Raw genomic sequence first — 17,336 nt, 5'->3', positions numbered from 1 at the left:
GAGGACATGATTCCGCGTCTGGCGGGTGACTCTCCAGTCACAGGCGGGATGGATTGTTCCGTGTCAGTTCCCCGAATATCGCAACTGTACGGCCCCGTTATCGCCTCAGCTGTACTCATTGTATCCGGGTGCTTGCCAGCGCCTCGAAGAACTGGTGCTATGCACCTCTTCCATGAAAAAGCGAACCGGCCAGGCCGCGCGCGCCATAACAAAAAACAACGCAGGAACGGGGCCTGCGTCCGCATGATGGATCTGCTTATTCTCATTGGCTCGAAGATCAGCCAGGACACCATCCACAGTTCGCTTGGCAAGCCGGAGTACAGCTACTACTTCCTGATGAAGGAGTTCGTGCCTGCCTTGCAGCGACTGGGAAGCGTTGTCGAGGTAAAGAGCCTCGATGAAGTCGACACGCTCTTCGATCAGCACAGTGCCCAGGGCCGTCAGGTCGTCTTCCTCAGCTTCAGCCCGCCGCAGCAGACGCCCGCGGGACTGCGCTGCCCGACTCTCCCGGTGTTCGCCTGGGAGTTCGACAATATTCCCACCGAGGCCTGGGGCGATGAGCCGCGCAATGACTGGCGCCAGGTTTTCGCCAGCTCAGGTGCCGCACTGACGCTCAGTTGCGAAGCGGCGGATGCGGTGAAGGCTGTGATGGGCGGGGACTATCCGATCATTGCCCTGCCAGCGCCCGTCTGGGATCGATTTCAGGGTGAGGAGATGGCCGGCGCCGGTCGGCTGACCCTCTCGCCAAGGATGCTGAGCTTCACCGGACACGTCATCGACAGCCCGCACCTGGGCTTGTCTGCCGATTGCCTCGTACCGTCACCAGAGCCAGCGATGCCATCGGAGGCTGTCGCCGAGCCGGTGGTCGCTGCTCCAGCGGCCGCGTCGGTCCGCTGGTTGACCACCAAGGCGTTGTTCAAGGGATGGTGGGCCGAGGCGGTGGCGCCGTTCCTGCCCGCCGCGCAAAAGGCAGCGCAAAGCAGTCAGCCGGTGCCGCCGCCCGTGGTGGCGGAATTGCGGCAGGTGGAGCTACGCGGTGTGGTGTACACGACGGTGCTCAATCCTGGCGACCATCGCAAGAACTGGATCGACATGATCAGCGCCTTCTGCTGGGCATTCCGTGATGTTGCCGACGCGACGCTGGTGGTGAAAATGACTCACCACGATCTGGAAAGCTACCGCGTGATGCTGATGACGCTGCTCTCGCGGCTGGCGCCGTTCCAGTGCCGGATCGTGGTGATTCACGGTTTCCTCCAGGATGAGGAGTACCGCGACCTGGTCCGCCACTCGACCTATTACGTGAACACTTCGGTCTGTGAGGGTCTTTGCCTGCCCCTGATGGAGTTCCTCAGCTGCGGCAAACCCGCGATCGGGCCTCGCCATACCGCGATGCTCGACTACCTCGATGAAGAGGTAGCCTTCATCGTCGGCAGCGCACCGCAACCGGCCAGTTGGCCGCATGATTCGCGTGCGCTGCTGCGCACCAGTCTGCACCGTCTGAACTGGGAGTCGCTGGTCAGCGCCTATCACGCAAGCTACGCAACTGCCAAACGCCCCGCAGACTATCAACGAATGTCCGAAGCCGCCGAACGCAGAATGAGTCGGTACTGCTCGGTCGAAGAGGTAAGCAGCCGTCTTGGAGCATTTTTCGAGAGCCGCCTGACGCCTATTGCAGGTGAAGTGAAGAGGAGCCTGGCGCTATGAGGTTCCTGGTCTATTCGGATGTCAACGCATCGAACATCGCCACCAGTCTCGGTCGACCGGAATACAGCTACTACTTCGTGCTCAAGGAGTTCATGCCGGTCCTGCAGCAATTGGGCGAGGTCATCGTGGTACACGACCCGCTACGCGAGGTCGACCCGCTGTTCCATCAGGCCCTGGCTGACGGTGAACGCTGTGTCTTTCTCTCCTTTTCACCGCCGCACAAGACGGTTCGGGGTCTGATCTGCCCGACGATCCCGATCTTTGCCTGGGAGTTCGACACCATTCCCGATGAGACCTGGCACGGACAGCCGGAGCAGGACTGGCGAAGGGTTCTCGAAGGTCTGGGACGTGCCGTGGTCCATTCCAATCAGACGGTGCGCGCCATCCACCGGGCGGTACGCGATGACTTCCCGGTGATGTCCATTCCTGCGCCGGTATGGGATCGTCTGGAGGGCCTTCGGCAGATGCTTGCCGAACCGCGGCCGGTCGATGCCGAGCACCGAATTCGCGTACCCAAGGGGGTGGTGGTGGATACCCGCACCCTGGATCTTGGGCCGTATCGTCCGGGCCCCAATGCCCTGGAGGAGTTCGTCGCCGCTGGCCAGCCCAAACCGGTGGTCGGTCCGGCTGAGCCGACAGAAGAGGTGCGTCGACCCGGTGCCCGTCAGGTGGCGCATATCACTACTCGCTATCTACTCGAGTGGTATCGCCTGGTCTGGCGGGACCTGTTGCCGGCGCCTGTGAGTCGGGCACTGGCGGCCATCAAGCGGCGGATCCGCCCCAGCGTTCCATCGGTGCCCGCTCCTGCGGAGGAGCCGGCAGCGTCTGCGCCCATCGTTGCGGCAGACACTGGCTGGTGGGTCCCTGGCAACCATGAGCTGGTGCTTGACGGGGTAGTCTTCACCTCGATTCTCAATCCCTATGATGGGCGCAAGAACTGGACCGATATCCTCACGGCCTTCTGCACGGCCTTCCGTGAGGTGCCCGATGCGACCCTGCTGTTCAAGCTGACACACCAGGAATACCGTTCGGCGGTCGAAGCCATGTTGACCACCCTGGCGCGTCTGCCGGAGTTCCGCTGCCGTATCGTCCTGGTTCATGGTTTCCTCGAGCAGAGCGATTTCAACGCTTTCATCCAGGCCAGCGATTTTGTGGTCAATGCCTCCCATGGCGAAGGCCAGTGCCTGCCACTGATGGAGATGCTGTCCTGCGGAATTCCTGCGCTGGCGCCACGCAATTCCGCGATGCTGGACTACATGGATAATGAGGTCGGCTTCCTGGTGAACAGCTGGGAAGACGGTACGGCCTGGCCGCACGATCCGCGACTGGCTTACCGCACCTGTCGTCATCAGCTGGACTGGGCGTCGCTGCGTGATGCCTACCTGGCCGCCTACCAGTGCTACCGAGAGTCACCGCAGGAATATCGTCGGCTTTCTGCCAATGCCATCGAGCGCATGCGTGGACATTGTTCCCTGGCGGTCGCCAGGCAACGCCTGTGCAGCCTGTTGCAGCTCGAAACGGAGGCCTGCGCATGACGCGTGCCTCGGCATGGCGCAAGCTGCGCGAGCGCTTCAGCGAAAAGCCAGCATCCGCGCCTGTGGCACAGATCACCTTTGATAGCGATACCCAGCGTACCGGCCTGATCGATGCGGTGAAGGGCGGCTGGTTTCGCAATGACAGCCATGAGTTGTTCAAGGGCTTTCCCATCGCTGCGGAGGATGTGGTGCTGGACCTCGGCTGCGGCGCGGGTGGCGCTACGCTGTTCTGCGCACGCCAGGGAGCGTCGGTGATATTTACCGACTCCGAGGCGGCCAAGGTCGAAGGTGTCGCGGATAAGGTCGCGCAAACCACGGCAAGGGAGGCGCGCGGCATTGTGTCCGATAGCCTGCCGCTACCGTTGCCCGACGCAACCGCCAGTCGCATCGTTGCATTGGAGGTGCTGGAGCATGTCGAGCAACCCGAAGCCATCCTTGCCGAGCTGAACCGCGTAGGAAAGCCGGGGGCACTGTATTTCCTCTCGGTTCCTGCCCAGCAGAGCGAAGAGCTGCAGCGCGAGCTCGCGCCAGCCGGACACTTCTGTGCTCCCAACCATATCAACGTGTTCAGTGCAGAGGCGTTCGCTGCCGCGGTCCAGGGTGCGGGCCTGGAGATAGTCTCCCGGCATTCCTACGGATTCTTCTGGACGCTGTGGATGATGATCTACTGGACGACCGGCAAGGCTGATGGCCAGACCTTCGAGGGGGCAACCCACGACCTGCTGGCGCCGCCTTTTTCTCCGCTTTTGGAGGAGTGGTCGCGACTCTGGCTCAAGACCATTTCCCTGCCAGGCGGTGAGCTGCTGCGCGACAAGCTCGACGCGGCATTACCCAAGACCCAGATAATCCTGGCTCGCAAGCCGGGCGTGCCAGGAGCGGAATGATGTCCAGGGGGCGTATCGACGACATCGAGATTCTGCGTGGCTTCGCCGTATTGTCCGTGGTGCTGCACCATGCCCATGGCAACCTGTTCACCTGGTCGACGCCGGCGCTGGAGCGGCTGGCCGTGTATTTTGGCGGCGGCTTCGGGGTCGACTTGTTCCTGGTGATTTCCGGTTTCGTCATTGCCCGTGACCTGGTGCCGAGGCTGCAAGGCTGTACCAGCTCGCAGCAGGCCTGCCGGACCACCCTGGCATTCTGGATTCGCCGTGCCTGGCGTCTTCTGCCGTCAGCCTGGGTCTGGCTGGCCGTCGTCCTGGTGGCGGCTGTGGCGTTCAATCAGTCCGGCGCTTTTGGTACCTTGCGCGCCAATGTCGAGGCTACCGTGGCCGGTGTTCTGCAGGTCGCGAACCTGCGCTTCGCCGAAACTTTCGGCAGCCGTGAATATGGCGCCAGCTTCGTCTACTGGACGCTATCGCTGGAGGAGCAGTTCTACCTGCTGCTGCCTTTCGTAATCCTGCTTAGCCGGCGCTATCTGCCGCACGTGCTGGTTGCGCTGGTTGTCTATCAGCTGTTGTCCGAGCGCACGCTGTTGTCGGTGGTATTTCGTAGCGACTCTCTGGCGCTGGGTGTGCTGCTTGCATTGTGGAGCCGGCATTTCTCCTATGCCCTGGCGCGTCCAGTGTTCCTCATGCGCGGTTGGCTTGTGGGCACGGCCGTGCTGTGTGTCGCCCTACTGTTCCTCGGGATCATAGATTCCAATGTGCTGAAAGTGGTTTCGTACCGCTTCAGCCTGTTGGCGCTGCTTTCGGCGCTGCTGGTGTGGATGGCGACCTACGATGGAAATATCTTCCTTCCTCCGGGGCCGTTGCGCCGCTTGATGCTCTGGGTTGGCGCGCGCTCCTACGCGATCTATCTGATCCACGTGCCCGCCTTCATGGCGACGCGGGAAATCTGGACCCGAGTGTCGCCCGGCGCAGTATTCGACACGCAGTATTTTTATCCCTTCCTGCTGACGGCGGGGGCGCTGATAGTCGTGCTGGCTGAAGTGAACTTCCGATTTATCGAGACACCCCTGCGCCTGCGCGGAGCAGCCATTGCCCGGGACTATGCCGGCGGTGATGTTACTGCCGAGCCCGGACGGACGACCGCCGACATGAAGGTCCAATGATGTTGAAGCACCTGCGAAACCTATTCGCCGAGCAACCTGCGCCAACGGCGAACAACACTCCCTCCGAGGCTCCGGCGAGCGACTTCGCCCTGGTCGATGCCTGCCTGAGCGGCTGGTTCGACGTGGAGGGTGGCCAACTGCTGGAGGGCTTCCCGATCCGCGCCGAAGACCGCGTACTGGATATCGGTTGCGGTGACGGTCAGTTCAGTCACTTCTGCGCGAAGATGGGCGCCGAGCTGATCTTCGGCGATATCGACGCCGACCGGGTGGCGCGTGTGGCGGAGATGCTCAAGGGCATGCCTGCAAGGGGATTGCACCCACTGGTCACCGATGCCAACCCGCTGCCGCTGCCCGACGCGCATCTGGACAAGGTCATCGCGATGGAAGTGCTGGAGCACGTCGATGTGCCCGCCGATTTCATGCGTGAACTGGTTCGCGTCGGCAAGCCTGGTGCGCAGTACCTGCTCAGCGTCCCCGATGCACGCAGCGAGGGCGTGCAGCAGCTCCTGGCACCGGCTGCGCATTTCCAGAAGCCCAACCACATCAATATCTTCAGCCGTGATGATTTCGAGCGACTGGTGACGGATGCCGGCCTGATCGTCGAGCGGCGCACCTACTACGGCTTCTACTGGGCCGTCTGGTGGGCGTTTTTCTGGGTCTGTCGCAAGGACCTGTCCAACCCCGACCATCCGCTGCTGAACAATTGGGCCAGGACCTGGGCGAGCCTGATGGCGATTCCCGACGGCGCACGCGTCAAGCATGCGCTGGATGAGGTCATGCCCAAGAGCCAGGCGATCATCGCGCGCAAACCATACTGATAAGGAAGCGGTATGCAAAGGAATAGGGTGCTGGGTGCCGTCCTAGATCGCGTGGCGGGGCGCACGGGCATGCTTCTGGCTGCGTTCGTACTGCTGGCTGTGACGTTGACCATTCGGTTAGGCATGGGGTTCGAGTTTCCCGTGCCGTGGAACGACGAGACGGCCTTCACTGCCCAAGCCTTCGAGTTCAGCAGGGCCGGCAGTTTCTACGTCTACGGGCTGAATACCGAGCGAGTCGTGATGTGGATGCCGCCGGGGTACATGCTGCTGCTGGCGGCGGTGTACAAGGTGTTCGGCTACAGCTTCGAAATTTCCCGGTGGGTGTCCTGCCTACTGTTCCTCGGCGCCTTCGGACTCGCGCTGGGTATCCTTCGACAGCTGCGCTTTCAGGGCTGGCTGCAGGTCGTTGGGCTGGCCCTGACATTGCTGGCATTCCTCTCGCCTTATTCGCTGGTGATTTCCAACATCGCGCGTATGGATGTGCTGTACGCGCTGATGTTCCTCGCTTCGCTCTGGGCAATGTTGCGTTCGCATTATGCTCTTGGACTATCGCTGGTGCTGCTGAGTGCGGTAGTGCATTTCAACGCGGTTTATATGGTGCTCCCCTATGCGGTGCTGATCGGCTGGAAGATAGTTCGCCGAGAAACGCTTCTTATCGGTCCATACGAATTGCTTGCGTTGTGCGTGTCGGTGCTAGTGCTGGCCGGATATTGCGTGTTCGTCCTCAAGCACATCGGCGGGTTTCTGGAGGACATGAAGTTCCAGTTTGCTTACAAACTGGAGTCACCGGTGATGGACGGCCCTAATGGCTGGCTGAAGATATCGCTCATCCTGCTCTTGGCACTGTTGCAAATTCTGGTGCGGCGCAGCCTCTGTGCAGATGCCATCCTGTCGCTCTATGCGGCCAGCTTCATGGCTTTGGCGCTCAATGGCCACAACATGTGGTACAGCTTTGCCTTTGTTTTCTCCATTTGGTTGCTAGGACTGAGTTTGTTGCTCGATATACGCTCATTGCAAGCGCACCAATTTGCCCGATGTCTGGTGGGTGTGCTGGCAATCCTGCTGCTGTACCCCTTTGCTACGTACGGTTGGGAAAAGTCCTTTACGTTGGGGCCAATGTGGCCGCGTGCGGAGTTACTCAGGAAATCCTTTATCGCCGAGGCGGAAGTACAGAAAGTTCGTGGCTTCATTGCCAGCTTGAAACCAGGGCAAACCGTCTCATTTGGCTACACCGGCATGGAGCAGTTCTTCTATTCGGAGTTCGCGGCTTCAGGAGCAAATTGGAGTATCCCGATGAACAGCGTGACGCTGATGACGCCTGCCCGCAAAAGCGACTTCCGTATCGTCTGCGACAGCTCCTTGTATCCGAAGTATGTGTTCATTTTTGATTGGGACGTGAAGGCGCGGGTTGGCGCAGATAGTGGATGTCAGGTGATTTCCCTTCACCGAGATGAGGTGGCGCAATGATTAGCCGCTCATCCGGTAGTGAATCTGACATGCGGCTGGGATCACACATGCGTTCAGAGGAAAGCACTCGAGCGTTGAATTTTTGGCTTTATCTGGCCGTGTTTATCGCCATCTGCGGGGCGATACTACACGGTCATTTTGGCTACTCGACACCTGCCAGTGGAAACGCTCTTGGGTCCGATGACGCGTTCATCAGTTATCGCTATGCGGCCAACCTATCTTCCGGACTAGGGTTAATCTTCACTCCCGGTGAGTCAGTCGAGGGATACTCGAATCTGCTCTACACATTGCTAATGGTGCCTGGCGTGTGGTTAGGTGCCGACTCGCTCTATTTCTTTAGTCTGGTAGTAAACGCTTTGTTGTTGGGTGGTTGCTGCATTGTCTTCCACAACTTGATCAAAGATTACCTTGGCGAGAGATGGGCTGCAGTTGGTGTAATGTTACTTGCCTTAAGTCCTGTGCTTTGGGCAAACGCAGCCACAGGACTGGAGAGCGTTCTGGTCCTGTTCCTCGTGTTGTTGGTGTGGTCCGCAGTTGACCGCTTAGAGCCTGATTTACGGGTGCTCCTTGCGCTTGCTCTGGCGTGCTCGCTTTGCCGCGTCGATGGTTTCACGATTCCTTTGTTGGCTGCGGTGGCGCTCGCTTTGAGCGGGAAGCGGAAGGTAGCGTTGCAACTCACATTATTCGTGGTTCTGGTGATGGGGCTCTATACATTCTGGCGTCTCTATTACTATAACGACTATATAGCAAATACTTTTCACGCCAAGATCACAGGGGGCTTTGAAGATCGCCTGAAGTTCGGCTTCAGAATGCTATGGATGTGGGGGCGCTTCAACGGACTGTTAGCGTTCATGGTGATGACGGCATTGTTAGCGTTGATGCGTCGAGATCTGGTTCATCGTCACCCATTTCCATTTGTCCTGCTGAGTGCGACGGTAGGCTATTTCATCTACATCGGCGGTGATATCTATTTCGAGCGCTTCCTGTTGTCGGTCATTCCGGTTGGCCTGTTTGCCGTGCTCCACCTTGCTGCCGGAGTACGCCAGACCCCATTGAAATTTGCATTGCCGTTATTTGCGTTGTTGGCTGGATCTCTGGTTCTGCACGAAGATGCACGCTTCTCCTACAGGGAGAAGACGTATGATATGTGGTACGCCCTTGGTCGCTTCCTCAAGCAGGCTAACCCATCGTACCTACTGGCAATTGATGCTGCGGGGAAAGTCCCGTTCTATTCCGGCCTGCCATCGCTTGACCTGTTGGGATTGAATGATCGTCATATCGGTCGGCGCACAATGCCTGCGAACATTAAGTTCTTCACCGCTCACTCCAAATTCGATCCCGACTACGTGCTATCAAGGAATCCAGAGCTGATAGCCTCCTGGGTGCTTCCAAGTCTTGATCTGGCATGGGGCATGACTCAAGAGCGCTATGGTGCACGCTACGAACTGAAGTATCTAGTCAGCGCAAGTCTGGAAAGTCGCGGGAAAGATATTCTCGATGTTCAAGGTATGCGAGATGAGCAGATTCGTTCCTTGGTTGATCAGTACTACAACTATGGCGTACTTGCTCGTAAGGACATTATTTCGTCTCTCCCGCGGGCAGACATGCCAGAACCTCCTCCTACCCTAGCTCAGGATGGGCTGCTGGACCCGGATTCTGCTACCGGCTTTGCTGGATGGTTCGGCCGCGAAGGTGATATTCGCTGGAGCAACGGCAAGCGTGCGGCAACGTTGTTCCGCATTTCTCCCAAGACGCTTTCCGAAGGAAGGTTGGAGATACGCTTCGGAGCGCTGGGTAGTCAGAGAGTCGCCCTACGATTGAATGGCCACTCATTGGGCGAGTTTCAATTACAGGGCTGGGATGAGCGGCTGGTGATCCCTATCGACCCACGCTGGCTGCTCGTGGAGGCAGATAATGAGCTTGAGTGGGATCTTCCGGACGCCAGGACGCCAGGCACTGGTGATCCAAGGACTCTAGCTATCGCTCTGAGGGAGTTACGCTTGCGCTAGGCTTCCGCAAGCCTCTTGGCGCTGTCGAATCCGCGACTAGCCAGTCGATAGCGGTCTACGCCGCGTTGCAGCGCTGATAAAAGCCACGAAATAATCAGGCAAGTCAGAATGACTGCAGGAATAGCCAGCCCGGATTGGCCTTGCAGCCCCAGCATCTTTTCGCAGAGGAAGAATGCCAGAAAGTGGCTGATGAAGATCGGGTAGGCCAGCCGTCCTAGCTGTTCATCCAGCCGTTTGATCCAGAGATCCTGTGGTTGCAGTGTGATTGCTGCATAGACCAGCGGGAGGGCAAGCACTGCGCCCAAAAGGACCTCCAGGGCATGCGGATTGGCGAGGAGGCCGAAGGCAGGGGCTACGATCAGTAGCATCGCCACATACAAGACCCATACGGTTTGTACGATTCGACGATAGAAGAGCTCATGTGCCTTGGAAAAGGCATAGCCGAAAAGAAAGAACGTCAGCACGCCGAAGATGAAGCGATAGCCGAAATTGTCGCTGTTGAACGGACCGCTGCCGAAGAACAGTGCAGCGACCTGGATGGACAGAGTCAGGCAGAGCAGAGCCAGGAAGCCGCGCCTGGGCAGCAGGAAGATCAGCGGCAGCAGCAGGTAGAAGTGGAACTCGCTCGATAGCGACCAGGCCGGTGGAATGATCGGGTGGGGCAGCATCGGCCCGATGACCAGTGGCGCGAATACGTAGTTGGCCGGCAACAGGGCGAGATTGAGCAGCACCTTGCCAAGGCTTGCCTGCTGGTTCAGGAACAGTACGTGCTCGGCGGGGCCGAGCGCAGCGATGGCAGCAAAACTGGCGATTACGACGACGGCGTATTGCGGAAACAGTTTCAGTACCCGATCGAGGTAGAAAGTCCGGGCGGGATGCTCCGAATGTTCGCTGAAGCGCCGGTAGCTCCGTTGCATCAGGTAGCCACTGGTGAAATAGAAAACGATCACGGCGACGATGCCGGGATTGAAGCTGAAGCCGGCGCCGGTCGTGTGCGAGAGCAGGACCAGGATGGCCAGGACGAATCGTGTTATGCCAAGCATGTTCTTCGCTCTTCTTCTGGTGTGCCTGGTCTGACTAGAGACGCGTGATGGTGATGGCGTAGACCTTCAGCTCTCCGGCGCCGGACAGGAAGGTACGGATTTCCATCTGCTGCTGGCGATCGCTGACAAACTGCCGCGAAAGCTGCGTGCGTTGATTATCGCTGCCAGGTAGATCGCCTTTTTCCAGGGTGCCCTTGGCCTTGTCGAATACGACGTCCCAGGCACCGGCCGAAGTGTTGGCCGGGAGGCTGGAAGCGTAATCGATATCGAAGCGATAGCGCCCCGCGGGGAGTGTCACGAAGGGGCCGAACGTGGCCGCTCCGGCGGTCTTGGTTGCAACCGCGCAATCAGCCCCGGTTTGTGTCCAGGGTGCCTTGGCCAGGGTGCATCCGGTGAATTCGGATTTGTCGCCGCTGGCGCTGAAGGGCGGTCTGGTAATGGCGTAATCCCCCGCGCTGGCGAGACATTGGTCGCCGCAGTCGGTAGTCCGGGTCAGGTAGTCCGTTACCGGGATTCCTGCAGCGCAAGTGGCGCTCGGGGTGAACAGGAAGCGCATTTCCGGACGTGCCACGCAGGCCTGTGCCCCATGATCCTTCAGGTACACCAGCAGTGCTGTTACATGAGGCCAGGCGTTTTCTGGCTGGGTCGGGTAGTCCAGTACGATCTGTCCCTGCTGCTTGGCGAGCAGATAGTTACCCAGCTGGCGAATGTCACCACGTTGCGCCAGCGTTGGTACCTGCTGATGGGACAACCACGGCAGGACGCTGGCAGCAATCACCAACGCTAGGCCTACGCGCAGCGTAGCGTTGGAAGTCGCCTGCAGGGTGAAACACGTCAGCAGGCTGATCAGTGCCAGCGGAACGCCCAGGTAATACAAGGCGATGAACGGATACAGCGGTTTGGGTGCGGTCAGATGGTAAAGGATGAAGATCGCGCTCAGGAGCAGGGCCAGCAAGCTGGCCTGGCTGAGGACCCTGCGCTGCGAAGAGTCGCTACGCGCCAGGGCGACCAGGCCGGCAAGCAGCGCTGGCACGAGGCCAGAGCTGAGAATGATCCAGAATGACTTGGTGAAATCCAGCACCTCATGCCAGGAGGCTTTCTCGACGCCTCTGAGACTGCGCTGTGCCTTGATGATCCGCATCACGTTGCCGTTCGCCGGATACTGGATCAGCGTGTCGATCAGCAGGGGCAGGAAGAACAGCACGCCAATGCCCAGCGCCACCCAGATCCAGCGCCAGTGTACCGGGTCGCGCCAGCCATTCTGGCGCAGTTGCAGGATGCTGATCAGCAACAGCACTGGCAGCGTAAAGACCGGTAACGTCACATAGCCGTGGATGAGGACGCAGGCCAGCGTCATTGCCAGCGGCAGATAGCGCAGCCCTTTGTTCATTGCCAGCAGACTGGCGAGATAGAAGGTGGCGAACGGTAGTATCAGCCGATAAGGCATCCAGCTACTGACCAGGTTTTCACCGACCAGTGCCGCCATCGGCAGCACCGCTGCGACCACCGTCAATGAAAGGCGCCTGTCGAACAGGCGCGCCAGGCACCAGGCCGACAGGAGCAGAAAGAGGAAATTGACGGTGACGCTGGACAGTATCCAGGCATTGCCACGGGGCAGGTTTACCAGTCCGCCCAACTGCTCGAATGCCGCGTTCGCGTACAGGAAGATCGGGCCCGGATGGTTGAAGCCAAAGCGTGAATAATGACCGGTCAGCAGATAGCCGGTGTCATGCAGCTGGTTGACCAACAGCATGTCGGCGGCCAGGTCGCCGTCGGGTTGGAAGCTCTGTTGCAGCAGAGGGGATGCAAGCTTGGTCAATACCAGGGCAGTAACCAGGATCAGCAGCAGGCAGGCCGCTCGACCGGCCAGGCTCCTCACAGCGACAGTCGCTTGAAGATGAATTCAGGAACGCTGCGGATGATCGCCATGATCAGGCACCAGAACCCTGGCGTGTAGAGCACGTCCTTGCTCTTGCCGATGGCTTTTTCGATGTCGCCGGCGACCTTCTCCGGGGTTGCCCAGAGCGGGCCCTTGGGGAAGGCGGCGGTCATCGGCGTATCGACGAAGCCGGGCTTGATGGTGAGTACCTGTACGCCCGACTTGTACAAGCGATTGCGCAGGCCCTGGAGGAAGATGCTCAGCGCGCCCTTGGCGGTGCCATAGATGTAATTGGACTGGCGGCCACGGTCGCCGGCGACCGAGCTGATCACGGCGATGCTGCCGTGGCCCTGGCGTTCGAAATGGTTGGCCAGCGGAGTCAGCAGGCTGATTACGCTCAGGGCGTTGGTGTTGAGTTCGCTCAGGGTCAGCGCTACGTCCTGTTCGCAGGCTTTCTGGTCGCCCAGGGTGCCGTGGGCAATGAGGACCAGGTCGAGCCCGCCCAGCTGTTCGATGACGTTGGCGATCACGCCTGGGTGACGGGTGAAGTCATTGGCGTCGAAGATCTCGCTGTGGACGCTGCTGGCGCCGCGCACCTTGAGGTCTTCGCTCAGGCTCGTCAGGCGCTCCTGATTGCGCGCCAGCAGGAACAGCTCGGCGCCGCGGGAGGCGAAGCGGCGTGCAGTCGCTTCGGCGATGGCGGAGGTCGCGCCGATGACGAGGATCTTTTTCATTGTTGTCCTATTCCAGTCCTAGACGTTGAGCTTGCAGGGAAACGAACTTGCCGAGCGCGCCGTAGCGCTCGCGCAGCGTCTGGAATTCCTCCCAGCGCGGGTAGCTTTGGCGGAAGGTGTCCGCGCTCATGCGCGCGTCCTTGGCCAGGTAGAGGCGACCGCCGTGGTCCAGGACCTGGCGGTCCAGTTCGTCGAGCAGCGGCAGCAAGTCGCTCTGCATCTTGAAGTCCAGCGCCAGCGTGTAGCCCTCCAGCGGGAACGACAGCGGCGAATTGTTGCGTGGGCCGAAGGCCTTGAGCACGGCGAGGAACGAGCCACGACCGGAGGCCGCGATCCGCTGCAGGATGCCGCCCAGGCCGTCGATGCCCGCTTCGCGCGGCAGGACGAACTGGTACTGGACGAAGCCCTGGCGCCCATACAGGCGATTCCACTGGCCGATGCCGTCGAGCGGATAGAAGAAGCTCCGGTAGTCGACCCGCTGTTCGCTGCGCCGGCGGCGCACACGGTGGAAGTACAGGCTGTTGAAAGCCTGGATCGAATAGTGGTTGAGCAGTGCCGAGGGCGCGTCTATTGGAATGCTCAGGGGTAGCCCGGTGCTTACGTGACGATCCTGGTCGCGGGCGTGCTCCCCGACCATGAGCAGCGAGCGGCCCAGGGCGGCGCCGGAGGCGACGCAATCGATCCAGGCGACCGAATAGGTGCTGCGGTGGTGCTCTTCGAACAGCTCCAGCGCCTGCTGGAGGTTCTGCGCCTTGTAGGTCACCTGCTCGATATGGGCGCTGCTGACGCGACGCAGGCGCAGAGTCGCTTCCAGGATGACACCGGTGAGCCCCATGCCGCCGCAGGTGGCGAAGAACAACTCCGGGTGCTCGCTGCGTGAGCAGTGACGGATCTGGCCGTCGCCGCAGGCCAGGGTCAAGGAGTCGACGAATTCGCTGAAGCAGCCGTCCAGGTGGTGATTCTTGCCATGCACGTCGCTGGCGATGGCGCCGCCGACGCTGACGAAGCGCGTGCCCGGCGTCACCGCGAGGAACCAGCCGCGCGGCAGGAACACGTCGACGATTTCCGCCAGGGTGACGCCGGCGTCGCAACGCAGTACGCCAGTCTGTTCATCGAAGGCGCGCAGGCGATCGAGCTGGCGCGTACCGAGCAGGGTGCCGCCAAGGGCGGCATCGCCATAGCTGCGGCCCATGCCGCGTGCCAGCAACTGGGGGATCTCGGCAATCATCTGGCGAGCAGGTGTCTCGCCCAGGGGCGACTGCAGGTCGCAGTCACTGCGCGGGTAGCGTCCCCAACCGGACAGCTCCATCAGGCGGCTCCCTGGCGAAAGACGAAGCGGCGGTCCAGCTCGTATTTGGTCACGTAGCCGATGGCCAGGCCGATCACGCCGCCCAGGTAGCGCATCTCCTTGGTGGCGAACAGGTGCTCGAAGCCAAACTCGAAGCCCCAGAAGATGACCGTGGTCACCACACCCATCAGCGCATAGAGAATGAACGTCTGTCCGTCGTGGGCGGCGTTACGGGCGGTGAAGCGGAAGATGTAGCGCTTGTCGAGGATGTACTTGACCACCAGGCCGACACCGGTGCCGATGAGGATGGACAGGGCAATGTGATACGGGCCGGAATAGATGCGGACCGTCATGTCCTGGGAGAATATGTTGGCAACCGTTGCGATTGCCGCCAATAGCGTGTAGATCAGGGCGAGTTTCATCGATACGTCTACAAAGAGCCATCCGGGGCGAGCAGCGCGAATGCTACCGTAGGAGCCGACTTGCCTCCAGAGCGTTGCGCAGGGCGCTAACCCTGATACGGTGTGGCCGACCGGTCAAGCCGGCGCAATGGCCAAGACGTCGCATTCGGCGCATGAACGGACGCCCCAGGTGGGTGGTCGGTATGCCCTCGGGTGATCATCGATATCCGCCATGTTTGGCTGTCGGGGCATGACCGACCGGTCAGCCTTTGCGGTTTTTTCTTCCAGAACAATCAGAGAGACTGGCCTTTGGACAGAAGACTCCTCGTAACAGGACTTTCCGGTTTTGTCGGAACGCAGTTGCAGGCCTTACAACCCTCCGGGTGGAACCTCATGGAGGTTCCACGGGTGGACTTAGGCAAGCCCGGTGCGCTGGACGAATACCTGCTCGACGGGCCGCCCGATGCGGTGATTCACCTGGCCGGGCAGACTTTCGTGCCGCAGTCGTTCAAGGATCCCGCGGGGACCCTGCAGGTCAATCTGCTGGGCACACTGAACCTGCTGGAGTCCCTGAAGCGTTGTGGATTCTCCGGAGCATTCCTGTTCGTCAGTTCAGGGGATGTATACGGTCAGGTGGCGGAGGAACAATTGCCGATCACCGAGGCATTCCTGCCCAGGCCGCGCAATCCCTATGGGGTCAGCAAGGTCGCGGCAGAGCTGCTGTGCCAGCAGTGGAGCTTCGCAGAGCCTTGGCGCATGATGGTGGCACGCCCGTTCAACCACATCGGGGTGGGCCAGAAGGCTGACTTTGTGATTCCGGCGGTGGCGCGTCAGATTGCTCGGATTCGCCAGGGTTTGCAGGATGCCTTCATCGAGGTGGGCGACATCGATGTCACCCGGGACTTCCTCGATGTGCGCGATGTGCTGACGGCGTATTTCGGTCTGTTGGACCGAGGGGCGACAGGTGAGACGTACAACGTCTGCTCCGGACGCGAGTACCGCGTGCGGGACCTGATCGGACAGATGGCAACGCTGGCTGGCGTCGAGCTGGAAATCCGTCAGGATCCCCAGCGAATGCGCCGGGCAGAGCAACGCAGGGTCTGCGGCAGCCATGCCAAGCTGCACGCGCAGACGGGCTGGAAACCAGCCATCGCCATGGAGCAGACGCTCCAGGCGGTGCTGGATGACTGGGACGCACGCGTACTGCGCGAGTGACCGGTAGTGGGGGCGGGGTAAACCGTCGGTAAGCAAGTGGGGAGCTGGCAGGCCTGGATTGCCAGTTTGCCGTCGGAGCGCCGCAAAGCGGAGCGAGGCAGATTCTCCTTGGAAGTCGCAGTACCGGAGAAGGGGTTGGCTCAGGGCCGATCGGGCTCCGGAATAACTACAACAAGCCTGGTTGGCGTCAGCACAATCGGGCCATCACGGATGCTAGAAGAATGACAAAAAGTGCTCTGGTCACCGGCGTAACCGGTCAGGACGGCGCCTACCTTGCGAAACTGCTGCTGGAGAAGGGTTACAAGGTCCATGGCCTGGTGGCGCGGCGCAGCTCCGATACCCGCTGGCGCCTGCGCGAGCTGGGCATCGAGTCCGAACTGGTCTATCTCGAAGGCGACCTGGCCGATGCCTGTTCGGTTCAGCGCGCAGTCATCAAGTCGCAGCCCGACGAGCTCTACAACCTGGGTGCGCAGAGCTTCGTCGGCAGCTCCTGGGACCAGCCGGTCACCACGGGCATCGTCGATGGTCTGGGCGTGACCCATCTGCTGGAAGGTATCCGTCAGTTCAGCCCGCACACGCGCTTCTACCAGGCATCCACCAGCGAGATGTTCGGCCTCATCCAGGCCGAGCGGCAGGACGAGAACACCCCGTTCTACCCGCGCAGCCCCTACGGTGTAGCCAAGCTCTATGGCCACTGGATCACCGTCAACTACCGCGAGAGCTTCAAGCTCCATGCGTCCAGCGGCATCCTCTTCAATCACGAATCGCCGCTGCGTGGTATCGAGTTCGTCACCCGCAAGGTCACCGACGCGGTGGCGCGGATCAAGCTTGGCAAGCAGAGCGAGCTGCGCCTGGGCAACATCGACGCCAAGCGCGACTGGGGCTTTGCCGGCGACTACGTCGAAGCCATGTGGCTGATGCTGCAACAGGACAAGCCCGATGATTACGTGGTGGCCACTGGCGTCACCACCACCGTCCGCGAAATGTGCCGTATCGCCTTCGAATATGTAGGTCTGAAGTACCAGGATCATGTGGTCATCGACCCGGCATTCTTCCGCCCTGCGGAAGTGGACGTGCTGCTGGGCAACCCTGGAAAGGCCGAGCGAGTACTGGGCTGGAGCCCGAAAACCAGCCTTGAGACCCTTATCCACATGATGGTTGACGCCGACCTGCGTCGCGTTGACAAGGAGTGA

14 protein-coding genes are annotated in these 17,336 nt (G+C 60.5%); 9 read left to right on the top strand and 5 right to left on the bottom strand.

The genetic code is table 11. The annotated features are described in order from the left end of the window. The first annotated feature begins 159 nt into the window (after positions 1-159). Genes QO207_RS01540 through QO207_RS01510 form a run of 7 tightly spaced genes read left to right on the top strand, consistent with a single transcriptional unit; the run spans position 160 to position 9,583 of the window. The gene (locus tag QO207_RS01540; protein ID WP_301478991.1) at positions 160-1,704 is read left to right on the top strand and encodes a glycosyltransferase; all 1,545 of its coding nucleotides are present in this window, start codon (positions 160-162) and stop codon (positions 1,702-1,704) included. Further along, a complete protein-coding gene (locus QO207_RS01535) occupies positions 1,701-3,239 on the top strand; it encodes a glycosyltransferase (RefSeq protein WP_301478990.1) in 1,539 nt (512 codons plus the stop codon). The genes QO207_RS01540 and QO207_RS01535 overlap by 4 nt, the downstream gene beginning before the upstream one ends. Next, on the top strand, positions 3,236-4,123 hold the full coding sequence (locus tag QO207_RS01530) for a class I SAM-dependent methyltransferase (RefSeq protein WP_301478989.1): 888 nt from the start codon (positions 3,236-3,238) through the stop codon (positions 4,121-4,123). The genes QO207_RS01535 and QO207_RS01530 overlap by 4 nt, the downstream gene beginning before the upstream one ends. Then, the gene (locus tag QO207_RS01525) at positions 4,123-5,289 is read left to right on the top strand and encodes an acyltransferase (RefSeq protein WP_301478988.1); all 1,167 of its coding nucleotides are present in this window, start codon (positions 4,123-4,125) and stop codon (positions 5,287-5,289) included. The genes QO207_RS01530 and QO207_RS01525 overlap by 1 nt, the downstream gene beginning before the upstream one ends. Further along, positions 5,289-6,107 carry a bifunctional 2-polyprenyl-6-hydroxyphenol methylase/3-demethylubiquinol 3-O-methyltransferase UbiG gene (locus QO207_RS01520; RefSeq protein ID WP_301478987.1) on the top strand — a complete coding sequence of 273 codons (819 nt, stop codon included), beginning with the start codon at positions 5,289-5,291 and terminating at the stop codon, positions 6,105-6,107. Before QO207_RS01525 ends, QO207_RS01520 begins: the two co-directional genes overlap by 1 nt. A 27-nt stretch (positions 6,108-6,134) precedes the next feature. Next, on the top strand, positions 6,135-7,574 hold the full coding sequence (locus QO207_RS01515) for a glycosyltransferase family 39 protein (protein WP_301478986.1): 1,440 nt from the start codon (positions 6,135-6,137) through the stop codon (positions 7,572-7,574). Between the two features lie 47 nt (positions 7,575-7,621). Beyond that, positions 7,622-9,583, top strand: coding sequence for a hypothetical protein (locus tag QO207_RS01510; protein WP_301478985.1), 1,962 nt, complete (start codon positions 7,622-7,624; stop codon positions 9,581-9,583). Here the strand turns inward: QO207_RS01510 and QO207_RS01505 are convergent. The 5 genes from QO207_RS01505 to QO207_RS01485 are packed head-to-tail and all read right to left on the bottom strand — an operon-like array spanning position 9,580 to position 14,949. Next, a complete protein-coding gene (locus tag QO207_RS01505; RefSeq protein ID WP_301478984.1) occupies positions 9,580-10,626 on the bottom strand; it encodes an acyltransferase in 1,047 nt (348 codons plus the stop codon). The two genes, QO207_RS01510 and QO207_RS01505, sit on opposite strands and share 4 nt — an antisense overlap. Before the next feature lie 34 nt (positions 10,627-10,660). Continuing rightward, positions 10,661-12,505 (bottom strand): hypothetical protein, encoded by a 1,845-nt coding sequence (locus tag QO207_RS01500; protein ID WP_301478983.1) that lies wholly within the window; start codon positions 12,503-12,505, stop codon positions 10,661-10,663. Then, the gene (locus QO207_RS01495; protein ID WP_301478982.1) at positions 12,502-13,239 is read right to left on the bottom strand and encodes an SDR family oxidoreductase; all 738 of its coding nucleotides are present in this window, start codon (positions 13,237-13,239) and stop codon (positions 12,502-12,504) included. Before QO207_RS01495 ends, QO207_RS01500 begins: the two co-directional genes overlap by 4 nt. Positions 13,240-13,246: 7 nt before the next feature. Then, a complete protein-coding gene (locus QO207_RS01490) occupies positions 13,247-14,548 on the bottom strand; it encodes an FAD-binding oxidoreductase (RefSeq protein WP_301478981.1) in 1,302 nt (433 codons plus the stop codon). Beyond that, a complete protein-coding gene (locus tag QO207_RS01485; protein WP_301478980.1) occupies positions 14,548-14,949 on the bottom strand; it encodes a GtrA family protein in 402 nt (133 codons plus the stop codon). The genes QO207_RS01490 and QO207_RS01485 overlap by 1 nt, the downstream gene beginning before the upstream one ends. Before the next feature lie 288 nt (positions 14,950-15,237). Between QO207_RS01485 and QO207_RS01480 the strand changes: the two genes are divergently transcribed. Both QO207_RS01480 and gmd read left to right on the top strand, forming a co-directional pair. Beyond that, a complete protein-coding gene (locus QO207_RS01480) occupies positions 15,238-16,143 on the top strand; it encodes a GDP-mannose 4,6-dehydratase (protein ID WP_301479401.1) in 906 nt (301 codons plus the stop codon). Positions 16,144-16,364: 221 nt separating this feature from the next. Next, positions 16,365-17,336: a GDP-mannose 4,6-dehydratase gene (gmd, locus tag QO207_RS01475; protein ID WP_301478979.1), complete on the top strand. Its 972-nt coding sequence runs from the start codon at positions 16,365-16,367 to the stop codon at positions 17,334-17,336.

Source organism: Pseudomonas sp. CAN1 (genome assembly GCF_030462585.1).
GTDB lineage: Bacteria > Pseudomonadota > Gammaproteobacteria > Pseudomonadales > Pseudomonadaceae > Pseudomonas.
This window is presented reverse-complemented; position numbering and strand designations above follow the sequence as displayed.

Bases quoted from the DNA above. Each gene is read 5' to 3' on its own strand.
- QO207_RS01540 (WP_301478991.1), top strand. From the start codon at position 160: ATGCACCTCTTCCATGAAAAAGCGAACCGGCCAGGCCGCGCGCGCCAT.
- QO207_RS01535 (WP_301478990.1), top strand. From the start codon at position 1,701: ATGAGGTTCCTGGTCTATTCGGATGTCAACGCATCGAACATCGCCACC.
- QO207_RS01530 (WP_301478989.1), top strand. From the start codon at position 3,236: ATGACGCGTGCCTCGGCATGGCGCAAGCTGCGCGAGCGCTTCAGCGAA.
- QO207_RS01525 (WP_301478988.1), top strand. From the start codon at position 4,123: ATGTCCAGGGGGCGTATCGACGACATCGAGATTCTGCGTGGCTTCGCC.
- QO207_RS01520 (WP_301478987.1), top strand. From the start codon at position 5,289: ATGTTGAAGCACCTGCGAAACCTATTCGCCGAGCAACCTGCGCCAACG.
- QO207_RS01510 (WP_301478985.1), top strand. From the start codon at position 7,622: ATGCGTTCAGAGGAAAGCACTCGAGCGTTGAATTTTTGGCTTTATCTG.
- QO207_RS01505 (WP_301478984.1), bottom strand. From the start codon at position 10,626: ATGCTTGGCATAACACGATTCGTCCTGGCCATCCTGGTCCTGCTCTCG.
- QO207_RS01495 (WP_301478982.1), bottom strand. From the start codon at position 13,239: ATGAAAAAGATCCTCGTCATCGGCGCGACCTCCGCCATCGCCGAAGCG.
- QO207_RS01490 (WP_301478981.1), bottom strand. From the start codon at position 14,548: ATGGAGCTGTCCGGTTGGGGACGCTACCCGCGCAGTGACTGCGACCTG.
- QO207_RS01485 (WP_301478980.1), bottom strand. From the start codon at position 14,949: ATGAAACTCGCCCTGATCTACACGCTATTGGCGGCAATCGCAACGGTT.
- gmd (WP_301478979.1), top strand. From the start codon at position 16,365: ATGACAAAAAGTGCTCTGGTCACCGGCGTAACCGGTCAGGACGGCGCC.